At 67.0% G+C, this 19935-nt stretch carries 15 protein-coding genes and 7 tRNA genes; 16 read left to right on the forward strand and 6 right to left on the reverse strand.

Translation table 11 applies throughout. The features are described from left to right. On the forward strand, positions 1-666 hold the full coding sequence (locus JYG32_RS02350) for a response regulator transcription factor (RefSeq protein ID WP_213264526.1): 666 nt from the start codon (positions 1-3) through the stop codon (positions 664-666). 73 nt (positions 667-739) lie between these two features. Here the strand turns inward: JYG32_RS02350 and JYG32_RS02355 are convergent, their stop codons facing one another. The 4 genes from JYG32_RS02355 to JYG32_RS02370 all read right to left on the reverse strand — a co-directional run bounded on the left by JYG32_RS02355 (position 740) and on the right by JYG32_RS02370 (position 6899). Then, positions 740-985 (reverse strand): DUF4148 domain-containing protein, encoded by a 246-nt coding sequence (locus JYG32_RS02355; protein ID WP_433960840.1) that lies wholly within the window; start codon positions 983-985, stop codon positions 740-742. Positions 986-1107: 122 nt separating this feature from the next. Further along, entirely contained in the window at positions 1108-2523 is a 1416-nt protein-coding gene (locus tag JYG32_RS02360; protein WP_213264528.1) for an efflux transporter outer membrane subunit, read from the reverse strand. Further along, a complete protein-coding gene (locus tag JYG32_RS02365) occupies positions 2516-3691 on the reverse strand; it encodes an efflux RND transporter periplasmic adaptor subunit (protein ID WP_213264529.1) in 1176 nt (391 codons plus the stop codon). Before JYG32_RS02365 ends, JYG32_RS02360 begins: the two co-directional genes overlap by 8 nt. Further along, positions 3681-6899 (reverse strand): efflux RND transporter permease subunit, encoded by a 3219-nt coding sequence (locus JYG32_RS02370; RefSeq protein WP_213264530.1) that lies wholly within the window; start codon positions 6897-6899, stop codon positions 3681-3683. The genes JYG32_RS02365 and JYG32_RS02370 overlap by 11 nt, the downstream gene beginning before the upstream one ends. A gap of 297 nt (positions 6900-7196) precedes the next feature. On the opposite strand from JYG32_RS02370, the gene JYG32_RS02375 reads away from it, so the two are divergent. The 6 genes from JYG32_RS02375 to JYG32_RS02400 all read left to right on the forward strand — a co-directional run bounded on the left by JYG32_RS02375 (position 7197) and on the right by JYG32_RS02400 (position 14248). Then, positions 7197-7559: a hypothetical protein gene (locus JYG32_RS02375; protein ID WP_213264531.1), complete on the forward strand. Its 363-nt coding sequence runs from the start codon at positions 7197-7199 to the stop codon at positions 7557-7559. A 141-nt stretch (positions 7560-7700) separates the two neighbouring features. Further along, positions 7701-9584 (forward strand): extracellular solute-binding protein, encoded by a 1884-nt coding sequence (locus tag JYG32_RS02380; RefSeq protein WP_213264532.1) that lies wholly within the window; start codon positions 7701-7703, stop codon positions 9582-9584. Positions 9585-9636: 52 nt separating this feature from the next. Further along, positions 9637-10680, forward strand: coding sequence for a microcin C ABC transporter permease YejB (locus JYG32_RS02385; RefSeq protein WP_174380436.1), 1044 nt, complete (start codon positions 9637-9639; stop codon positions 10678-10680). A gap of 48 nt (positions 10681-10728) precedes the next feature. After that, entirely contained in the window at positions 10729-11826 is a 1098-nt protein-coding gene (locus JYG32_RS02390; protein ID WP_174380435.1) for an ABC transporter permease, read from the forward strand. Then, positions 11823-13445: an ABC transporter ATP-binding protein gene (locus JYG32_RS02395; RefSeq protein WP_213264533.1), complete on the forward strand. Its 1623-nt coding sequence runs from the start codon at positions 11823-11825 to the stop codon at positions 13443-13445. Before JYG32_RS02390 ends, JYG32_RS02395 begins: the two co-directional genes overlap by 4 nt. 128 nt (positions 13446-13573) lie before the next feature. Continuing rightward, positions 13574-14248: a C40 family peptidase gene (locus JYG32_RS02400; RefSeq protein WP_174380433.1), complete on the forward strand. Its 675-nt coding sequence runs from the start codon at positions 13574-13576 to the stop codon at positions 14246-14248. Positions 14249-14425: 177 nt separating this feature from the next. Here the strand turns inward: JYG32_RS02400 and JYG32_RS02405 are convergent, their stop codons facing one another. Then, positions 14426-15352 carry a patatin-like phospholipase family protein gene (locus JYG32_RS02405; protein ID WP_213264534.1) on the reverse strand — a complete coding sequence of 309 codons (927 nt, stop codon included), beginning with the start codon at positions 15350-15352 and terminating at the stop codon, positions 14426-14428. Between the two features lie 280 nt (positions 15353-15632). Between JYG32_RS02405 and gltX the strand changes: the two genes are divergently transcribed. The 9 genes from gltX to JYG32_RS02450 all read left to right on the forward strand — a co-directional run bounded on the left by gltX (position 15633) and on the right by JYG32_RS02450 (position 19024). Continuing rightward, positions 15633-17042: a glutamate--tRNA ligase gene (gene gltX, locus JYG32_RS02410; RefSeq protein WP_174380431.1), complete on the forward strand. Its 1410-nt coding sequence runs from the start codon at positions 15633-15635 to the stop codon at positions 17040-17042. Positions 17043-17170: 128 nt separating this feature from the next. After that, positions 17171-17246, forward strand: a tRNA-Ala gene (locus JYG32_RS02415). A gap of 140 nt (positions 17247-17386) precedes the next feature. After that, positions 17387-17462: transfer RNA gene (locus JYG32_RS02420), tRNA-Glu, on the forward strand. 78 nt (positions 17463-17540) lie between these two features. Beyond that, positions 17541-17617, forward strand: a tRNA-Asp gene (locus JYG32_RS02425). A 63-nt stretch (positions 17618-17680) separates the two neighbouring features. After that, positions 17681-17756: transfer RNA gene (locus tag JYG32_RS02430), tRNA-Glu, on the forward strand. Positions 17757-17838: 82 nt separating this feature from the next. Next, positions 17839-17915: transfer RNA gene (locus JYG32_RS02435), tRNA-Asp, on the forward strand. Positions 17916-17980: 65 nt separating this feature from the next. Next, positions 17981-18056: transfer RNA gene (locus tag JYG32_RS02440), tRNA-Glu, on the forward strand. A gap of 73 nt (positions 18057-18129) precedes the next feature. Then, positions 18130-18206, forward strand: a tRNA-Asp gene (locus JYG32_RS02445). A 353-nt stretch (positions 18207-18559) separates the two neighbouring features. Beyond that, positions 18560-19024, forward strand: a complete 465-nt coding sequence (locus tag JYG32_RS02450; protein WP_174380430.1) for a GNAT family N-acetyltransferase — start codon at positions 18560-18562, stop codon at positions 19022-19024. 26 nt (positions 19025-19050) lie between these two features. On the opposite strand, the gene JYG32_RS02455 is transcribed toward JYG32_RS02450, so the two are convergent. Further along, a complete protein-coding gene (locus tag JYG32_RS02455; RefSeq protein ID WP_213264535.1) occupies positions 19051-19929 on the reverse strand; it encodes an AraC family transcriptional regulator in 879 nt (292 codons plus the stop codon). Positions 19930-19935: the final 6 nt, after the last annotated feature.

The raw sequence follows: 19935 nt of genomic DNA on the forward strand, positions 1-19935 counted from the left end.
ATGCGCATCCTGCTGATTTCTCCGCCGAATCCGGAGGCCGCGCGGCTCGACAAGGCCTTTCGCGAGAGCACACACGGCGTCGAGCGCGTCGAGGAATGGCGTGACGGCTGCTTCGCGGCGACGCAGGACCGGTTCGATGCAATCGTGATCGTTGCGCCCGACGCGGCTGCCGGTCCGGCGGTCCTCGATGCATTGCCGCGACTTGCCGTATCGGCCGCAGGCGCGACGATCGCCGCGATCGTCGCCGGTGCAACACCCGCACAGCGCGCGCGGATGCTGCAGGCCGGTTGTGATGTGTGCGTTGCCCATCCGTGTTCGTTCGTGGAATTGCACGAGCGTTTGCGCGCGCTGTGGCGCCGCGCGGGCGTCATCGAGATGCGTGAGTCGGTCAGGCTCGATACGGCAACACGCGCACTCGAAGAGCGTGGGCGGAGGCTGGCGCTCAGCGCGCGGGAATTCCGTCTCGTCGAATGCCTGCTGCGCGCCGCGGGGCGGCCGGTCGGGCGCGATGCCGTGCTGCGTTACGCGTGGGACGATGCCGACATCGAACCCGAAACGGTCAATGCGCTGGTCGTCCGGTTGCGGCGCAAGCTGGCCGCGCACGCCTTTTCCGCGCGCATCGAAACGGTCGCGCGATTCGGGTTCAGGTTCGACGCTGGCGCATGACGGTGCGGTAGTGCGCGATGGCGGCGGACGGCAGGCGTGCCGCGCGCCGCGCGGCACGCCCGGTTGCATGCGGTCAGTGCGAATAGAGTTCGCGATTGAGTTGCGCGAGTTGCCCGTCGCGTTCGGCGCGGACGAGTTCGTGATAGACCTGCGCACGCGTCAGCGGCGTTGTCTGCGGTGCATTCCATGCAGCGGGCGGCGACGACGGTGCGGGTGCAGCCGATGCGAGCGTCTGCGGCGCGGTGGCCGCCCCGGGTTGCATTGCGCTGGCCCGAACGGGCAGCGCGACGCAGAAGGCGGTGAGGAGGATGGTGAACATCGATGTCTTCATGGCGTGGTCCTTTTCGTGTGGCGGTGGCAGGTGCCGCGTGTGCGATGGCGGCCGGAAACACGTTATCGGGCGCGGACGTTCAGACGCCCGGCGCGCCGATGAAGAAACGTTCATGAACGCGCGTCGCGCCAGCCGCCGCCGAGCGCGCGCACGAGCCCGACGGATGCCTGCAGCCGTCGGGAATCGGCATCGAGCGACGCAATCTGCGTATCGAGCTCGGTCGTTTGAGCGGTGACCACGTCGAGATAGCTGACGGCACCGTCGCGATAGCGCGACATCGCAAGCGCAAGCGAATGCCGGGCCGCGACGAGCGCCGCGTCGTCCTGGCCGGATTCGTCGCCGAGGCGGTGCAGCAGCGCGAGATCGTCCTCGACTTCGCGAAACGCCTGCAGCACGACGGCGCGGTAGCGCGCGCCCTGTTCGGCAAACTGCGCACGGGCCTTGCGTACGCCGGCGGCACGCAGGCCGCCGTCGAACAGCGTCATCGCGAGACGCGGCCCGATCGACCAGATCTCGTTCGGCGCGGCGAGCCACGGCGAAAACGTATCGCTCTGGAAGCCCGCGTCGAGGCCGAGCGACAGGTCCGGGAACCAGGCGGCGCGCGCGACGCCGATCCTTGCGTTAGCGGCCGCAACGCGGCGTTCCGCGGCGGCGATGTCCGGGCGGCGTTCGAGCAGCGTCGACGCGAATCCGGTCGGAATCGACGGAACGCGCGGCAGCGCGGCGACGGGCGGCAGCGAGAACGTCGACGCGGATGCGCCGACAAGCGCGGCGATCGCGTGCTCGTCGAGCGCGCGGCGCGCGGCGATGTCGGACGCGCGCGCCTGTGCGAGCGCGAGCTGCGTTTGCGCACGCGATACGTCGAGCCCCGATGCCAGGCCACCGAGATGGCGGCTGACCGTCAGTCGCCATGCGCGACGGTACGTGTCGATCGTTTGCGCTAGCGTGTCCGCTTCGCGGTCTCGTCCCGCGAGATCGAAGTAGGTGCTGGCGACGGCGGCCTGCAGGCTGAGCCGGACGGAGGCGAGGTCGTCGCCGGCCGCCTGCGCGTCGTCACGGCCGGCCGCGACCGTGTTGCGGACCTTGCCCCACAGATCGATGTCGTAGCCGACTCCGGCTTCGAGCGTGTTCGACTCGTAGATGTCGGGCTGGCCGCTGCCGCGCAGCGGCCGGCGCGCCGATTGCCGGTCGCGGTCGGTCTCGGCATCGATGCCCAGGGTCGGCAGCAATGCCGCATGTGCTTCGTCGAACAGCGCAGCGGCTTCGTCGTGCCGCGCGACGGCGGCGGCGAGGTCGGGATTCGCGCGCGCGACGAGCGGCTCGAGCCGGTCGAGCGTCGCATCGCCGTATACACGCCACCAGCCGTCGCGCGGGAGGTGGTCGGCCGGCGCGGCATCGATCCACGGGCCCGTTTCGCGAAAGGCGGCCGGAACCTGAATGGCCGGCGCGTGATAGGTCGGCGCCAGCGAACAGCCGGCGAGCAGGGCGACGCCGCCCAGCAACGCAGCGAGCATGCGGTCAGCCATGCGCACGCTCCGTCGTCGCGGCGCCCGCGATGCGCACGGGGTCGCCGTCCGCGAGCGAATCGGGCGGATTGTCGATCACGCGGTCGCGGGCCGCGAGCCCCGACGCGATCTCGACGCGCGTACCGAGGTCGGTCGCGATCGATACGTTGCGCAGCCGCGCATGCCCGTTCGCGTCGAGCACGGCGACTTGCAACCCGTCATGGCGAAAGATCAGCGCGCTGGCCGGAACCGTCAGTGCATGCGCGGTATCGGCCACCGCGATGCGTACCTGCGCATATTCGCCCGGGAACAGCGTGCCTGCGGGGTTGGCGATCGAGAACTGCGCGAGCAGCGTGCCGGAAGCAGGATCGATCGACTGCGCGGAATCCGCGAGCGTGGCGTCGAACGTCGTGCCCGGGCGCTCGGGCACGGTCAGCGCGACGTGCATGCCCGCCCGGATCGCGCCCGCATCGTCTTGCGGCACGTGTACGTAGAGCCGCAGCCGCCGCGCGTCCGAGACAGTGAACAGTTCGGCGCCGTTGCCGCTGCCCGCGTCGATCAGTGCGCCAACGTCGGTCTTGCGGGCGGTCACGACACCGTCGAACGGCGCGGTGAGCCGCTTGAACGATTCGAGCGCCTGGAGCCGACGCACGTTGGCGGTGCTTGCCGCGACGGCCGCGCGTTTGGCGTCGAGGTCGCTGCGCTTCTCGTCGGCCTCCTGCCGCGAGACGGAGTCCTGCGCGAGCATCTCGGCCCAGCGTGCGGCCGTGACGGCCGCAAGGCGCTCGTTCGCGCTCGCGCTCCGCAGGTCGGCGCGTGCCTGCTGCAACTGCTGGTCGAGATCGGGCGTGTCGATCGACGCGAGCAGCTGGCCGGCCCTGACGTGCGCGCCGATATCGGCGTACCACGCGTGCAGGTAGCCGGGCACGCGCGCGTAGATCGGTGCGTCGACATATGCATCGAGGCGGCCGGGCAGCACGAGCGCGTCGGCGGCGGCAGGCTGCGGCGCAACCGTCGCGACGGTCGGGATCGCCTGCTGCGCGGTCCACGCGGCGACCGCGCGCGCATCGTGTGCGCGTGCGACGAGGCCGGCTGCCGCGGCGGCGAGCGCGGCGATCACGCCCGCGATCGCGAGCGGCTTCAGGTAGCGCGGCGTGCCGGAAGGACGGATTTCGAATTCAGTGGACATGTTGCTCTCCCGGAGTGAGGGACAAGGATTCGGAGCGGGGCGCGCGATCGCGCCGGTGGACGAGGCTGAACACGACGGGCACGAACACCAGCGTCGCGACGGTCGCGCAAAGCAGGCCGCCGATTACCGCACGGCCGAGCGGGGCGTTCTGTTCTCCGCCGTCGCCGAGACCGAGAGCCATCGGCGCCATGCCGATGATCATGGCGAGCGCCGTCATCATCACGGGCCGAAAGCGCGTGAAACCGGCCTCGAGCGCTGCGACGGCCGCGTCGGCCGTGTGTGCGAGCCGTTCGCGCGCGAAGGTCACGACGAGGATGCTGTTCGCGGTCGCGACACCCATGCACAGGATCGCGCCCGTCAACGCCGGCACCGACAACGGCGTGCGTGTGACGAACAGCATCCATACGATGCCGGCGAGCGCTGCGGGCAGTCCGCTCACGATCACGAACGCGTCTCGCCACGAGTGGAAGTTCACGACGATCAGCAGATAGATCAGCAGGACCGCACCGGCGAGGCCGGCGAGCAGCCCGCCGAATGCGCTGTTCATCGTCTGCACCTGGCCACGCACGGTTACGCGCGATCCCTTCGGCAGATCGACTGCGCTCGCCCGCAGCACGCGGTCGATGTCCGTGCTGACCGCACCGAGATCGCGGCCCTGCGTCGTTGCGAAAATGTCGAACAGCGGCGCGATGTCGTAGTGCGACACGACCGCGTCGGTCTGGCCGCGCACGATCGTCGCGAGGCCGCCGAGCAGTTGCGGGGCGCCCGCGCGGCCCGTGACGGGCAGCGCGCGCAGGTCCGACAGCGACGTCATCCGGTACTGCGGCGTCTGCGCGACGATCGGATAGGACACGCCGTTGTGCGGATCGAGCCAGTAGGTCGGCGACACCTGGCTCGTGCCGGACAGGCTCGCCACCACGGCATTGGTGACGTCCTGCTCGGTGATGCCGAGCTGCGCGGCGCGTGCGCGGTCGACCGATACCGTAAACTGTGGATAGGTCGACGCCTGTTGCACGCGCGCGTCGGCGACTCCCGGCACCGTCCGGATGCGCCGCAACAGCTCGGTCGCATAGGCGCGGTTGGCGGCACGGTCGGGGCCTGTCACCTGCACGTCGATCGGCGCGGGCGCGCCGAAATTGAGGATCTGGCTCACGATGTCGGCGGGCAGGAACGCGAACGTCACGCCCGGGAACGCGTGCGGCAGCACGGTGCGCAACCGCTTCACGTAGTCGGCCGTCGGCGCGTGGTCGCCCGTGAGCGACACGAGGATGTCGCCGTCCTGCGGGCCGATCGTGCCGCTGTTGCTGTACGTGAGGTTGATCCCGCTGTTCGGCAAACCCATGTTGTCGACGATGCTCGCGAGCGAGTGCGGCGGCACGACGCCGCGCACCGTGCGCTCGACGCGGTCGAACAGTGCGGCCGTCTCCTCGATGCGCGTGCCGATCGGGGCGCGAACGTGGATCGCGATTTCGCCCGCGTCGACCGACGGGAAGAAATTGCGGCCGAGCCACGGCACCAGTACGAACGACAACGCGACCGCGGCGAGGAACAGCATGACGAAGCGTGCGCGGTGGGCGAGTGCGAGGCCGAGCACGACGCGGTAGCCTGCACACAGTGCCGCGAAGCGGCGTTCGAATCCCTGCTGGAACGCAACGAGCGGATTGCGCGCGCGTGACGGCGGGAACGGTGCGCCTTGCGGCGCGAGCACAGCCGCCGGATGCGCGGCATGCGGTCTCAGCAGGTAACGGGCCATCATCGGCACGAACGTGCGGGACAGCACGAACGACGCGATCATCGCGAAGATCACGGCTTCGGCCATCGGCACGAACAGGAAGCGGGCCACGCCGTCGAGCAGCAGCATCGGTACGAACACGATGCAGATGCACAGCAGCGACACGAAAGCCGGCGCGACGATCTGCGACGCGCCGTCGAGGATCGCGCTGCGCACGTCCTTGCCCTGTTCGAGATGCCAGTTGACGTTCTCGATCGTGACGGTCGCATCGTCGACGAGAATGCCGACGGCGAGCGCGAGCCCGCCGAGCGTCATCACGTTGAGCGTCTCGCCCGCGGCGGCGATCGCGGCGATCGCCGCCAGCACTGCGAGCGGAATGGACGCGGCGATGATCAGCGTCGAGCGCCAGCTGCCGAGGAACAGCAGGATCATCGCGGAGGTGAGCGCGGCGGCGATCAGGCCTTCGCGCGCCACGCCGCTCACGGCGCCCTTGACGAACACGGACTGATCGCCCATCACGACGAGCCTGAGCGACGGCGGCAGCGTTGCCTCGATGCGCGGCAACTGCGCCTTGACGCCTGCGATGATGTCGAGCGTCGACGCCGAGCCGCTTTTCAGCACGCTCATCAGCACCGCGCGGCGGCCGTCGACGCGCACGATGTTGCCCTGCGGCGGAAAACCGTCGCGGACGTGCGCGACGTCGCGCATGAAGATCACCGCGCCGTTCACGGTCCGGATCGGCAGCGCATTGAGTTCGTCGATCGTCAGCGGACTGTCGTTGAGCCGGATGTTGTATTCGAAGCGGCCGATCTTCTGTGTGCCGGCCGGGATGATCTGGTTCTGCTGCGCGAGCGCGGTCGCGACGTCCTGCGCGGACAGCCCCTTCGCCTGCAGCGCCCGCGGATCGAGGTCGATCTGCACCTGGCGCACCTTGCCGCCGTACGGCGACGGAATCGCGACGCCCGCGACCGACAGCAGCTGCGGCCGGATCACGTTGGTCGCGTAGTCGCCGAGCTGCTGCTCGTTGAGCGTGTCGCTCGTCAGCGCAAGCTGCAGCACGGGTACGGTCGACGCGTTGTAGTTGAGGATCTGCGGCGGCGTGGTGCCGGGCGGCATCTGCTTGAGCACGGTCTGCGAGATCGACGTGACCTGTGCCGTGGCCGTGCGGATGTCGACGCTCGGCTGGAAGAAGATCTTGACGATCCCGAAGCTGCGGAACGACTGCGACTCGATGTGCGCGACGTCGTTGACCGTGGTGCCGAGCGTGCGTTCGTAATACGTGACGATGCGCCCCGACATGTCGGCTGGCTGCAGGCCCGCGTAGTTCCACACGACGCTGATGACCGGAATCCGGATGTCGGGGAAGATGTCGGTCGGCGTGCGCAGCGCCGAGAGTGGTCCCGCGATCAGGATCAGCAACGCGAGTACGATGAATGTGTAGGGGCGCGCGAGCGCGAGTCGGACGAGTTTCAGCATCGGCGAGGTCTCCGCCGGCGCGGGGCGCCGGCCTGTCAGCGAGGTGCCGAAGCGTGGCGGGAACCCGGTTCGGCTCGCGCAGTGTGCGTGGCGCCGCTTAACGCCGGGCGCGGACCAGGATGAAAGATGTTTTAGGAAAGCCCGCGGTGAGGGCGGGGCAGGCGCCGATTGTTACAAGACGTTAGCGCACGCTTCCCGTTGCGATGCCGCGCATCAGTTCTTACAAACTTGAAATATGCGGAGACGGCCCTGGCAGTTATAGTCGAATCACACATGACACAACCAGAAGAGGAATCCATGAAGACCTTGCGTGTTGCCTCGCTCTTGAGCGGTATGACGGCCTTGCTCGTGTCGGGCGCAGCAATGGCGGGAGTCAATGTCGGGATCAACGTCGGCGTGCCGGCACCGGTTTACGTCGCGCCCGCGCCCGTGTATGCGCCGCCGCCTCCGCCGGTCATCTATCAGCCGGCGCCCGTGTATGCACCTGCGCCCGTGTATGCGCCGGCCCCGGCGATCATAATCGGCTGGCACGGCGACCGCTACTGGGACGGCCGCCGCTACTGGGGCCGCGACGAGTGGTATCGCCGCCATGGTCGCGGCTGGGGCGGCGATCGCGATCGCGGTCACTGGGATAATGGCCGCCACAACGGCTGGCGCTGATCGACACGCCGCGCACGCGCGATGCGTGCGCGTTGTCCGCTCGTGAAGAAACCGCCCGCGTGGCGGTTTTCTTTTGGCTCGCAGGATTGAATGGGTAGAATCGTCCCACGTTACACCCCTCATTCGACCGACAGGGCCTCTATGACGAAGGGTTCGCCCCTGGCCGCCGCCGCGCGCGTCCGCTTCGGCGCGCTGCGTGCCGTACGGGCCACCGGCCGCGTTGCCGCGGTGTTTGCGATACAGGCGGCGCTGGCCGCGACGGCCGCGCACGCGGCCTACGCCATTGCGCAGTACGGCGAACCGAAGTATCCGCCGGGCTTCAAGCATTTCGACTACGTCAACCCCGACGCGCCGAAGGGTGGCACGCTCGTGCTCGCGAACCCGAGCCGGCTGACGTCGTTCGACAAGTTCAATCCGTTCACGATGCGCGGCAACACCGCACCGGGCATCGACATGCTGTTCGAGAGCCTCGCGACCGGCAACTCGGACGAACCTGCGTCCGCGTACGGGCTGCTTGCCGACGACATCGACATCGCGCCCGATCGCCGTTCGGTCACGTTCCACCTGAATCCTCGCGCGCGTTTCTCGAACGGCGATCGCGTCACGGCCGACGACGTCAAGTTTTCGTTCGACACGCTGAAGAGCAAGCTGGCCGCGCCGCAGTTCGGCGCGTATTTCGCGGAGATCGCGAAGGCGGTGGTCGTCGATCCGGCCACCGTGCGTTTCGAGTTCCGCAGCGCGAATCGCGAGCTGCCGCTGATCGCCGGCGGCGTGCCCGTGTTCTCGCGCAAGTGGGGATTGCGCGCGGATGGTTCGCGCATCCCGTTCGACCAGCTCGCGTTCGAGCAGCCGATCGGCAGCGGCCCATACCTGATCGAGCGTTACGACAACGGCCGTAATATCACGTACCGGCGCAACCCCGCATACTGGGGCGTCGACCTGCCGGTGCGGGTCGGCACCAACAACTTCGAGCGGATCGCCTACAAGCTCTACGGCGAAGGTGTTGCGCGGCTCGAGGCGTTCAAGGCGGGCGAATATGATGTGCTCGTTGAGAACATCGCGCGCAATTGGGTACGGCAGGATATCGGCAAGCGCTTCGACAGTGGTGAGTTGATCAAGCGCGAGTTTCGGCAGCACAATGGCGCGGGCATGCAGGGTTTTTTCATGAACCTCCGCCGGCCGTGGTTTCGCGATGTGCGTGTGCGTCAGGCGCTCGATCTCGCGCTCGACTTCGAATGGCTGAACCGCCAGGTGTTCTATGGTGCCTATACGCGCCTCGACAGTTATTTCGCCGACACCGACTTGCAGGCGACCGGTCTGCCGGGGCCGGGCGAACTCAAGCTTCTCGAACCGCTGCGTGCGCAACTCGATCCGGCCGTGTTCGGCCCGATGGTCGTGCAGCCGAACACGAACCCGCCGAATTCGCTGCGCGCGAACCTGCTGAAGGCGCGTGCGCTGCTTGCGCAAGCCGGCTGGACCTATCGCGACGGCGCGTTGCGCAATGCGCAAGGAGAGGCCTTCACGTTCGAGATCCTCGACGACGCGGGTTCCCCGTTCAAGGGGATCGTGGCCGCTTACCAGCGCAATCTTGCTAAGCTCGGAATCGAGGCGCGCTTTCGGACGGCCGATTTCGCGCTGCTGCAGAAACGCCTCGACGCGTTCGACTACGACATGACGCCGGTCCGCTACATTGGCGTGCAGGTGCCGGGCGCCGAGCAGTTCTCGCGTTACGGCAGCAAGTTCGCCGACGAACCGGGCTCCGACAACATCATCGGGCTGAAGTCGCCGGCCGTCGACGCACTGCTGCACGCGCTCGGCGCCGCGCAGACGCGCGACGACCTGCTCGACGCGACGCACGCGCTCGACCGCGTGCTGATGCACGGCTACTACGCGGTCCCGCAGTGGTACAGCACGACGCACCGAATCGCGTACAAGCGCACGCTCGCCTATCCGCAGACGCTGCCGCTGTACTATTCGGCCGAGGGCTGGGTCGTGTCGACGTGGTGGGCGAAACCCGCTCACTGAACCGCGCCGGTCCTTCGTCCAACCCAGCCTACCGATCACGAGTCGACGCCCTATGTGGAGCTACATCCTCAAACGCCTGCTGCTGATGATCCCGACGCTCGTCGGCGTGCTGACCCTCACGTTCGCGGTGATCCAGTTCGTGCCGGGCGGCCCGGTCGAACAGGCCGTGCAGGAATTGCGCAAGGGCGCGACGGAGCAGGGCGCGGTGCCGTTCGGGATGCGTGCGCACACTGGCGTCGACGCGCAGCAGCTCGCGCAGCTCAAGGCACTGTACGGTTTCGACAAGCCGCCGCTCGAGCGCTACTGGCTGATGCTGAAGCGCTTTGCGCGCTTCGATCTCGGCGACAGCTACTTCCGCCACCAGAGCGTGTGGTCGCTGGTCGTGCAGAAGCTGCCCGTGTCGATCAGCATCGGGCTCTGGACGTTCTTCCTCACGTACCTCATATCGGTGCCGCTCGGCATCGCGAAGGCGGTGCGCAACGGTTCGCCGTTCGATGTCGCGACGAGCCTGGTCGTGCTCGTCGGCTATGCGATTCCGGGCTTCGTGCTCGGCGTGCTGCTGCTCGTGCTGTTCGGCGGCGGCTCGTTCTGGCAGCTCTTTCCGCTGCGCGGCCTCACGTCGGACAACTTCGCCGAGCTGTCGCTCGTCGGCAAGGTGCTCGACTACCTGTGGCACATCGCGCTGCCGATCACGGCGTCGGTCGTCGGCAGCTTCGCGGTCATCACGATGCTCACGAAGAACGCGTTCCTCGACCAGATCCGCCGGCAATACGTGCTGACCGCGCGCGCGAAGGGGCTCTCCGAGCGCAGCGTGCTGTGGAAGCACGTGTTCCGCAACGCGATGCTGCCGCTGATCGTCGGCTTCCCGGCCGCGTTCATCGGCGCGTTCTTCACCGGCAGCCTGCTGATCGAGACGCTGTTCTCGCTCGACGGCCTCGGGCTGCTGTCGTACGAGTCGGTCGTGCGGCGCGACTATCCGGTCGTGCTCGGCACGCTGTACCTGTTCACGCTGATCGGGCTCGCGACCAAGCTGATTTCCGACCTCTGCTATGTGTGGGTCGACCCGCGCATTCAATTCGACAACCTGGAGCGCTGACATGAAACAGTCCGTCCGCATGCCTGGCGTTACCGGGCGAGGGTCGCGATGAACCGGGCCGTCGTGTCGTCCCGCATCGACGCGGCGCGCGCGCGCGTGTCGCCGTCGCCCGCGCGCCGCGTGTGGCAGCGCTTCAGGCAGCAGCGCCTCGGCTACTGGAGCTTCGTGATCTTCGTCGTCGCCTTTGCCGCGAGCCTCGCGGCGCCGCTGTGGTCGAACGACAAGCCGCTCGTCGTGCGCTACGACGGTCAGACCTATTTCCCGCTGTTCCAGACGTACCCGGAGACGACCTTCGGCGGCGATTTCCCGACGCCGGCCGACTATCTCGATCCGTATGTGCGCAAGCGGCTCGAGGCGCCCGGCAACTTCGTCGTCTACCCGCCGAACCGCTACTACTACGATACGCTGAACTACTTCTCGAACGTGCCGAACCCGGCGCCGCCGTCGCGCCAGAACTGGCTCGGCACCGACGCGCAGGGGCGCGACCTGCTTGCGCGGCTCGTGTACGGGTTTCGCATCTCGGTCGAGTTCGGGCTGATCCTGACCGTGATCGGTACGCTGCTCGGGATCGCCGCGGGCGCCGTGCAGGGCTTCTTCGGCGGGCGCATCGACATCGTCGGGCAGCGGCTGATCGAGATCTGGAGCTCGCTGCCCGAGCTGTACCTGCTGATCATCTTCGCGTCGATCTTCGAGCCGAGCTTCCTGTTGCTGATCGTGCTGCTGTCGCTGTTCGGCTGGATCGGGCTGGCCGACTACGTGCGCGCGGAATTCCTGCGCAACCGCACGCAGGACTACGTGCGCGCGGCGCGTGCGATGGGGCTCACGAACTGGCAGATCATCTGGCGCCACGTGCTGCCGAACAGTCTCACGCCGGTGATCACGTTCCTGCCGTTCCGGATGAGCGGCGCGATCCTCGCGCTGACGAGCCTCGATTTCCTCGGGCTCGGCGTGCCGCCGCCGACACCGAGCCTCGGCGAGCTGCTCGCGCAGGGCAAGGGCAACCTCGACGCATGGTGGATCTCGCTGTCGACGTTCGGCGTGCTGGTCGCGACGCTGCTGCTGCTGACCTTCATGGGCGACGCGCTGCGCAACGCGCTCGATACGCGGATCGCCGATTCGGTGCGCGCGGCGGGAGGCCAGCGATGAGCGAAACGGTCGTAACGAGGCACGACGAGCCGCTGCTGTCGCTCGAACGCCTGCATGTGCGCTTCGGCGACACGGTCGCGGTGGAGGACGTGACGCTCGCGATCGGTCGCGGCGAGCGCGTCGCGCTCGTCGGCGAGTCGGGGTCCGGCAAGAGCGTGACCGCGCTGTCGATCCTGCGGCTGCTGCGCGACGCCGACGTGAGCGGCGCGATCCGCTTCGCGGGGCAGGACCTTTCGGCCAAGAGCGAGCGCGAGATGCGCGGGCTGCGCGGCTCGGACATCGCGATGATCTTCCAGGAGCCGATGACGGCGCTCAACCCGCTGTATACGATCGGCGTGCAGATCGGCGAGACGATCGTGCTGCACGACGGCGTATCGGCCGTCGAGGCACGCAAGCGCGCGATTGCGCTGCTCGCACGCACGGGCATCGCGGAGCCGGACAGGCGCGTCGACAGCTACCCGCACCAGTTGTCGGGCGGCCAGAGGCAGCGCGCGATGATCGCGATGGCGCTCGCGTGCCGGCCGCGCCTGTTGCTCGCCGACGAGCCGACCACCGCGCTCGACGTGACGATCCGCGCGCAGATCGTCGACCTGCTGCTGGAGCTGCAGCGCGAGGAAGCGGAAAAGCGCGGGATGGCGATCCTGCTGATCACGCACGACCTGAATCTGGTGCGGCACTTCGCCGAGCGCATCGCGGTGATGGAGCACGGCCGGCTCGTCGAGAGCGGGCCGGTCGAGCGAATCTTCGCGGAACCCGAGCATCCGTATACGCAACGGCTGCTGAACAGCCGGCCGCAACGCGCGGTCGTGCCCGTGATGCCGATTGCGCCCGTCGTGCTCGACGCGCGCCACGTGAGCGTGCGGTTCGCCCGCAAGCGGCCGGGTTTCGCGGGCTGGTTCGGCACGGTGCCCGTAGCGGCCGTCGCGGACGTGTCGGTGTCGGTGCGGCAGGGCGAGACGCTCGGCATCGTCGGCGAATCGGGTTCCGGAAAATCGACGCTCGCGATGGCGCTGCTTGGGCTGCAGAAGACGGCCGGCGGCGAGATCGAATTCCAGGGACGCCCGCTGTCGACCTATCGCGGTCGCGAACAGACGGCGCTGCGCTCGAACATGCAGGTCGTCTTTCAGGATCCATTCAGTTCACTTTCGCCGCGTCACACGATCGAGCGGATCGTCGGCGAGGGGCTCGAGCTGCATCGCCCGGAAATGACGCCCGATGCGCGCCGAGCGAAGTCGCTCGCGGTGCTGCGCGAAGTCGGCCTCGACCGCACGGTGCTGCACCGTTATCCGCACGAATTCTCGGGCGGGCAGCGCCAGCGGATCGCGATCGCGCGTGCGCTGGTGCTGGAGCCGCGCATCCTGATCCTCGACGAGCCGACTTCCGCGCTCGACGTGTCGATCCAGCAGCAGGTGCTGAAACTGCTCGCGAATTTGCAACAGAAATACAACCTCGGCTATGTATTCATCAGCCACGATCTCGAGGTGATCGGTGCGATGGCGCACCGCGTCGCCGTGATGCAGGACGGCGCCGTCGTCGAGTCGGGAGACGTGGCCGACATCTTCACCAAACCGTCACATCCTTACACACAAAAGCTGTTGAAAGCGGTCTGGAAAGCGTGATAGGCGTCCAATGGTCTGATCATCTCGATTGAATTTATTAATTTGTTTTGACAAACGATTACGCGCTGGCTAGTATCGACCGAAATTTTCCGCCAATCAGCTGATTTTTAAGCACAATCCATCGACCAATGCAGCATCGATCCCTGACCCAGGCATGCGCGCGCACCATCGCCGGGCTGTTCATCGGCGCCCTGTTCGCAGCAGCTCCCGGCGCGTTCGCCGACGAAGTCAGCAGTTTTAACCAGAATGTCACGAATTCGACCCAAGTCGGGTCGGGTTCCTCCCTCCAGCAGACCAATGCCCAGCCGTCGAGCGGCGGCGCGAAGTCGTTCCTTGCCGGCATGGCGGGCAAGGCAGGCGACGTCGTCGTCGGCGCGTTGAACATGATCGGCGTGCGCTATCGCTGGGGCGGCAACTCGCCGGATTCGGGCCTCGACTGCAGCGGCTTCGTCCGCTACGTGTTCCAGGACACGCTCGGCATGTCGCTGCCGCGTCGCGCGGAAGAGATGAGCCGCGTCGGCGAGAAGGTGAGCATGAGTAACCTCAAGCCGGGCGACCTCGTGTTCTTCAACACGATGCGCCGCACGTTCTCGCACGTCGGCATCTACATCGGTGACAACAAGTTCGTGCACTCACCGTCGACGGGCAGCACCGTCCGCGTCGACGATCTCGATAGCGGCTACTGGGAAAAGCGTTTCACCGGCGCACGCCGGATCGAATCGGAGTTCCCGATGAAGCCCGAAGATCTGCGCCAGCGCGTGCGCGCGACGCTCGGCAACGATTCGGCGAGCGGCAACAACTGACGACGTTCGCCGGTCAGCCGGACCGGATTGAAAAAACCCTGTCACCGAAAGGCGGCAGGGTTTTTTGTTTTGGGGCCGGCGCCGGCGCCGGCGCCGGCGCCGGCGGCGACGCGGAAGTCGTTCCGCCGGTCGCGGGGCGGCGGCGCATGCCGTCCCGCCTCGCGAATGGCGTGCTTCTTACGCGGCAGCCGTGCCGCGCGCCGCCGCGAGCTTGCGCTGCAGTTCCGGCATGATGCGCGCGACCGCTTCCTCGCCCGCGAGGATCGCTGCGTTGCGCTGGTTGAAGTCGCTGCCGCCCATGGCCGCGAGGTTCGGGCGGATCACGACGTCGGCGTATTTGTCGAGTTCGTAGGTCTTGATCGTCTGGCCCATGATCGTGAAGGTCTGCAGCAGCATCTCGATCGGGTTGTTGGTCGCCGCGCCGTCCGGCCGGGCCGAGATGTCGACCGCGATCACGAAGCTCGCGCCCATCTTGCGCGCGTACGACGCGGGCACCGGGCTCACGAGGCCGCCGTCGACGTATTCGCGATTGCCGATCTTCACCGGTTCGAACACCGACGGCACGCTGCACGACGCGCGCACCGCGAGCCCCGTGTTGCCTTGCTGGAACAGGATCGGCTGGCCGCTCTGCAGATCCGTCGCGACGACGCCGAGCGGCTTCGCCATCTTCTCGATCGGCCGGTTGTTGAGCGTCTTGTTCAGGAAATTCTGCAGTGCGACGCCCTGCAGGAGGCCACGCGAGCGGAACGGCAGCGCCCAGTCGCTGATCGATGCCTGGTCCATGTCGAGCGCGATCTTGTTGATCTGCAGTGCGCTCATGCCCGACGCGTAGAGTGCGCCGACCACCGAGCCGGCGCTGGTGCCCGCGACGATCTCGATCGGGATGCCGCGCGCCTCGAGCGCCTTCAGCACGCCGATGTGCGAGAAGCCGCGCGCGGCGCCGCCGCCGAGCGCGATGCCGATCTTCACGGGCTTCTCGTGCGGCTGCGTGGGGCTGGATGCGTTGTCGGGGCGGGACTTGCCGCCGAACGACGTACAGGCGGCGAGGCTGGCGGACGCGCACGCGATCGTGAAGTGGCGGCGCGACAGGCGAGGGGACGACATCGAATGGTTCTCCGGCGGCTTGGCGGCGGGTCATACGGCCCGCGGCGGCGATAGGTTCCGAGCGGCCGCGCGGCGGGTTCCGGGCGGTCGGCGCCGCGCCGGCTGGCGGCCACGGCGCGCACATCATAAAGCAAGCGGTGCGCTTGGCGCGATGTCAGGCACGAGTATAATTCCGGCTTCTTTTCCGTTCCGGGCGTCGCCGGCCCCGTTGTTGTCCGCGCTGCCGCCGTCGATCCCGCGTCGAATCATTCATGCGCCCCAGGCGTTCGAGTTACCGTTTATGACCCGTCCTGTCCGTACCCGCTTCGCGCCGAGTCCCACCGGCTTCATCCACCTTGGCAACATTCGCTCCGCGCTCTATCCGTGGGCGTTCGCCCGCAAGATGAAGGGCACGTTCGTGCTGCGCATCGAGGATACCGACGTCGAGCGCTCGTCGCAGGAAGCGGTCGATGCGATCCTCGAGGGGATGCAGTGGCTCGGCCTGGATTTCGATGAAGGCCCGATCTACCAGATGCAGCGGATGGACCGTTATCGCGAGGTGCTCGCGCAGATGCTCGAGAAGGGCCTCGCGTACCCGTGCTACATGTCGGCCGAGGAACTCGACGCGTTGCGCGAACGCCAGCGCGAGGCCGGCCTGAAGCCGCGCTACGACGGCACATGGCGCCCGGAGCCCGGCAAGGTGCTGCCCGAGCCGCCGGCAGGCGTGAAGCCCGTGCTGCGCTTCCGCAATCCGCTGACCGGCACGGTCGTGTGGGACGACGCCGTGAAGGGGCGCGTCGAGATCTCGAACGAGGAACTCGACGACCTCGTGATCGCGCGCCCGGACGGCACGCCGATCTACAACTTCTGCGTGGTGGTGGACGACATGGACATGGGCATCACGCACGTGATCCGCGGCGACGACCACGTGAACAACACGCCGCGCCAGATCAACATCCTGAATGCGCTCGGCGGCGAGGCGCCCGTCTATGCACACCTGCCGACCGTGCTGAACGAGCAGGGCGAGAAGATGAGCAAGCGGCATGGCGCGATGAGCGTGATGGCGTACCGCGACGCGGGCTTCCTGCCCGAAGCGGTCGTCAATTATCTCGCGCGCCTCGGCTGGTCGCACGGCGACGCGGAGATCTTCTCGCGCGAGCAGTTCGTCGAATGGTTCGATCTCGAGCATCTCGGCAAGTCGCCCGCGCAGTACGACCACAGCAAGCTGAGCTGGCTGAACGCGCATTACATCAAGGAAGCCGACAACGCGCGCCTCGCCGCACTCGCGAAGCCGTTCCTCGACGCGCTCGGCATCGACGACGCGGCGATCGCGACGGGCCCGGCGCTCGACGCCGTGGTCGGCCTGATGAAGGATCGCGCGACGACGGTCAAGGAGATCGCGGAGGGCGCCGCGATGTTCTACCGCGTGCCGGCACCGGAAGCCGACGCGCTTGCGCAGCACGTGACCGATGTGGTGCGGCCGGCGCTGGCCGATCTCGTCGTCGCGCTGAAGGCGGCCGACTGGACGAAGGAAGCGGTGTCCGCTGCGCTGAAGGCGACGCTCGGCACGCACAAGCTGAAGATGCCGCAACTCGCGATGCCGGTGCGCCTGCTGGTGGCGGGCACCACGCACACGCCGTCGATCGATGCGGTGCTCGTGCTGTTCGGTCGCGACGTCGTGGTGTCGCGCATCGCGGCCGCGCTGGCCTGAGGTTCGTGCGCGAGCGAAGCTGTCTGCGCGTGAGATCGCGGCAGCTTCGCAAAAAATTTCGCTCGAATCGCAAAAAGGGTATTTACAAGTTCAAAGTCGGTCCATATAATCTCATTTCTGTTCTGCAAGGGGGTATAGCTCAGCTGGGAGAGCGCTTGCATGGCATGCAAGAGGTCAGCGGTTCGATCCCGCTTACCTCCACCAACAGAACAAATTGGATTGATTTGCGAAGCAGCAGTGGTAGTAATAAATGCTTCACAGAACGATCTAAAGCAGTTAGAATTCCGGCCTTCGCTGTTGATGAGAAGTGAATAGCGAAAGTCAGACAGATCTGAAAAGATTTTGTCCCCTTCGTCTAGAGGCCTAGGACATCACCCTTTCACGGTGAGTACAGGGGTTCGAATCCCCTAGGGGACGCCAGATTCAGCGGCGTTTCGTAGAAGTGTCGCGAGGCTCGCAGGAACGTAACCGACGTCCCGCGGGTTGGGTAAGAAAGCTGGAGCGGTAGTTCAGTCGGTTAGAATACCGGCCTGTCACGCCGGGGGTCGCGGGTTCGAGTCCCGTCCGCTCCGCCAGAACGAAGCCCGTTCAAGACGTTTTTGAGCGGGCTTTTGCATTAAGGATGTAAGCAGTACGTTGTCCCCTTCGTCTAGAGGCCTAGGACATCACCCTTTCACGGTGAGTACAGGGGTTCGAATCCCCTAGGGGACGCCAGATTCAGCGGCGTTTCGTCAGAAGTGTCGCAACGCTTGCAGGAACGTGAACGAGGTCCTGCAAGCGGGGTGAAGAAAAAGCTGGAGCGGTAGTTCAGTTGGTTAGAATACCGGCCTGTCACGCCGGGGGTCGCGGGTTCGAGCCCCGTCCGCTCCGCCAGAACGAAGCCCGTAAAAAAAACGTTTTTGAACGGGCTTTTGCATTAAGGATGTAAGCAGTACGTAGTCCCCTTCGTCTAGAGGCCTAGGACATCACCCTTTCACGGTGAGTACAGGGGTTCGAATCCCCTAGGGGACGCCAGATTTCGGCGTCGTTCGAACAAACGACGCGCCGGCAGGAAGCAACCGACGCCTGCCAGGCAAGCAGCAAGACTGGAGCGGTAGTTCAGTCGGTTAGAATACCGGCCTGTCACGCCGGGGGTCGCGGGTTCGAGTCCCGTCCGCTCCGCCAAACAAACGAAAGTGCCCGCCTTGTGCGGGCATTTTCGTTTGTGCGTCCCGTTGTTGCGCCCGTTTTCGGGCGCGTGACTGTGGAGTGGAGGAAGCCGCCTGCGCGGCTTCCGGCGGGACTCGAAGGGCTGCGCTTGCAAGCGCAGCCGCGGCCTGCGGGATGTAGGCGAGTCCCGTCCGCTCCGCCAGAAAATGAAGAAGCCCGCCTCGCGCGGGCTTTTTCATTTGCGTTTCCGGTTGCGTCTGCCGCCCCCCGCGCCTCTACGTCCTGCGCCGCGCCGCTACGAGAAATTCGCGATTGCATCCGCGCGCGACTGCGCTATCGTGGCGGGATGCGTTCTTGACCCCTGCGCGATGCTCGATCCGACCGACCTGCGACTCCTGTATCAGCTCCGGCCCGCGGAGCCCGGCGATTTCCCGTTTGCCGAAGCGCTGACGCACGGCAACATGGGCGGCTACTACAAGCGCCATGGGCTCGTGTGGCGCAGCGACCTGTTCTTTGCGAGCTGGCGCGAATCCGAAAATTTCATCCTCGAGGCCGACGGCGAGCGCATCGGCGTGCTGCGCGTGACCGAGGAAGGCGACTCGCTGCATATCCGCGACGTCCAGATTGCGGCCGGCCATCGCGGGCAGGGCGCCGGTACCTACATGCTCGACATGTCGCACCGCTGGGCGCGTGCGCGCGGTCTGCACGAACTGCAGTTGCGCGTGTTCGTCGACAACCCCGCCGCGCGTCTCTACCTGCGCATGGGCTACCGGGTCGCCGGCTCGCGGCTCGCGCAACTCGGCTCGATTCGCCACATGGTGCGGCCGGTCTGAAGGGTTGACGATCCGGAGCGCGGCGCTCAGCGGGCAGCGTCGATCGCGTCGTCGTCCGGCGCTTCGTCGTCCGCGCTGCGGCCTTCCGCGCCGCGGTGCTCGTAGCCGCGCAGCATGAACGCGCGCGGGCTTTCGCCGAATGCACGGCGGAACATCGCCGAGAACGCGCTCTGGCTCTGGTAGCCGAGTTCGCGCGCGATATGCGACAGCGGGCGCCCCTGGTTCAGCAGCGGGATCGCCCGCGCCAGCAGCGCCTGCTGGCGCCACTGCGAAAAGCTCACGCCCAGTTCCTGCTTGAAGAGCCGCGAAATCGTGCGCGTGCTCGCGCCGACCTCGCTGGCCCAGTGTTCGAGCGATTCCGCATGCGCGGGTTGCGCGAGTACCGATTCGCACAGCATGCGCAGCCGTTTCTCGTCGGGCATCGGCACCGCGAGCGGCAGCGGCTCGGCATGGCTCAGCTCGTCGAGCACGAGCCCGCACAGCAGGCGCTCGCGCGCGGTGCTCAGGTCGCGCGCATCGAGTGCGACGATCAGTTCGCGCAGCAATCCCGTCACTTCGACGACACGGCACGCGTCGAGCCCGTCCGGCACGATCGACTCGTCGATATACAGCGTACGCAAATACGCTTCCTCGACGATCACGACCTCGTGCGTCACGCGCGGCGGCACCCAGATCGCGCGGGACGGCGGCACCATCCACGTCGTACCGGTCGTCGCGACGCGCAGCACGCCGCGCGACGCGTACGCGAGCTGTGCCCACGCATGCGTGTGCAGCGGGATGCGGCGGCCGGCGTCGACCTGCCGTGCGCGCACGCGCATCGGATGGACGGCGGTCGGCGCGAATTCGGGCGGGATGTCGATGACGTCGTATGGGTTCGATACGTCGGCTTGGACGGGCGGATTCATGGACGG

It is taken from the genome of Burkholderia pyrrocinia, from assembly GCF_018417535.1.
Taxonomy (GTDB): domain Bacteria; phylum Pseudomonadota; class Gammaproteobacteria; order Burkholderiales; family Burkholderiaceae; genus Burkholderia; species Burkholderia pyrrocinia_E.

Excerpts from the sequence above, each read along its gene's own strand:
- gltX (WP_174380431.1), top strand. The coding sequence starts at position 15,633 with ATGACCCGTCCTGTCCGTACCCGCTTCGCGCCGAGTCCCACCGGCTTC.
- JYG32_RS02375 (WP_213264531.1), top strand. The coding sequence starts at position 7,197 with ATGAAGACCTTGCGTGTTGCCTCGCTCTTGAGCGGTATGACGGCCTTG.
- JYG32_RS02455 (WP_213264535.1), bottom strand. The coding sequence starts at position 19,929 with ATGAATCCGCCCGTCCAAGCCGACGTATCGAACCCATACGACGTCATC.
- JYG32_RS02390 (WP_174380435.1), top strand. The coding sequence starts at position 10,729 with ATGAACCGGGCCGTCGTGTCGTCCCGCATCGACGCGGCGCGCGCGCGC.
- JYG32_RS02360 (WP_213264528.1), bottom strand. The coding sequence starts at position 2,523 with ATGGCTGACCGCATGCTCGCTGCGTTGCTGGGCGGCGTCGCCCTGCTC.
- JYG32_RS02385 (WP_174380436.1), top strand. The coding sequence starts at position 9,637 with ATGTGGAGCTACATCCTCAAACGCCTGCTGCTGATGATCCCGACGCTC.
- JYG32_RS02365 (WP_213264529.1), bottom strand. The coding sequence starts at position 3,691 with ATGTCCACTGAATTCGAAATCCGTCCTTCCGGCACGCCGCGCTACCTG.
- JYG32_RS02370 (WP_213264530.1), bottom strand. The coding sequence starts at position 6,899 with ATGCTGAAACTCGTCCGACTCGCGCTCGCGCGCCCCTACACATTCATC.
- JYG32_RS02380 (WP_213264532.1), top strand. The coding sequence starts at position 7,701 with ATGACGAAGGGTTCGCCCCTGGCCGCCGCCGCGCGCGTCCGCTTCGGC.
- JYG32_RS02355 (WP_433960840.1), bottom strand. The coding sequence starts at position 985 with ATGTTCACCATCCTCCTCACCGCCTTCTGCGTCGCGCTGCCCGTTCGG.
- JYG32_RS02405 (WP_213264534.1), bottom strand. The coding sequence starts at position 15,352 with ATGTCGTCCCCTCGCCTGTCGCGCCGCCACTTCACGATCGCGTGCGCG.
- JYG32_RS02395 (WP_213264533.1), top strand. The coding sequence starts at position 11,823 with ATGAGCGAAACGGTCGTAACGAGGCACGACGAGCCGCTGCTGTCGCTC.
- JYG32_RS02400 (WP_174380433.1), top strand. The coding sequence starts at position 13,574 with ATGCAGCATCGATCCCTGACCCAGGCATGCGCGCGCACCATCGCCGGG.
- JYG32_RS02450 (WP_174380430.1), top strand. The coding sequence starts at position 18,560 with ATGCTCGATCCGACCGACCTGCGACTCCTGTATCAGCTCCGGCCCGCG.
- JYG32_RS02350 (WP_213264526.1), top strand. The coding sequence starts at position 1 with ATGCGCATCCTGCTGATTTCTCCGCCGAATCCGGAGGCCGCGCGGCTC.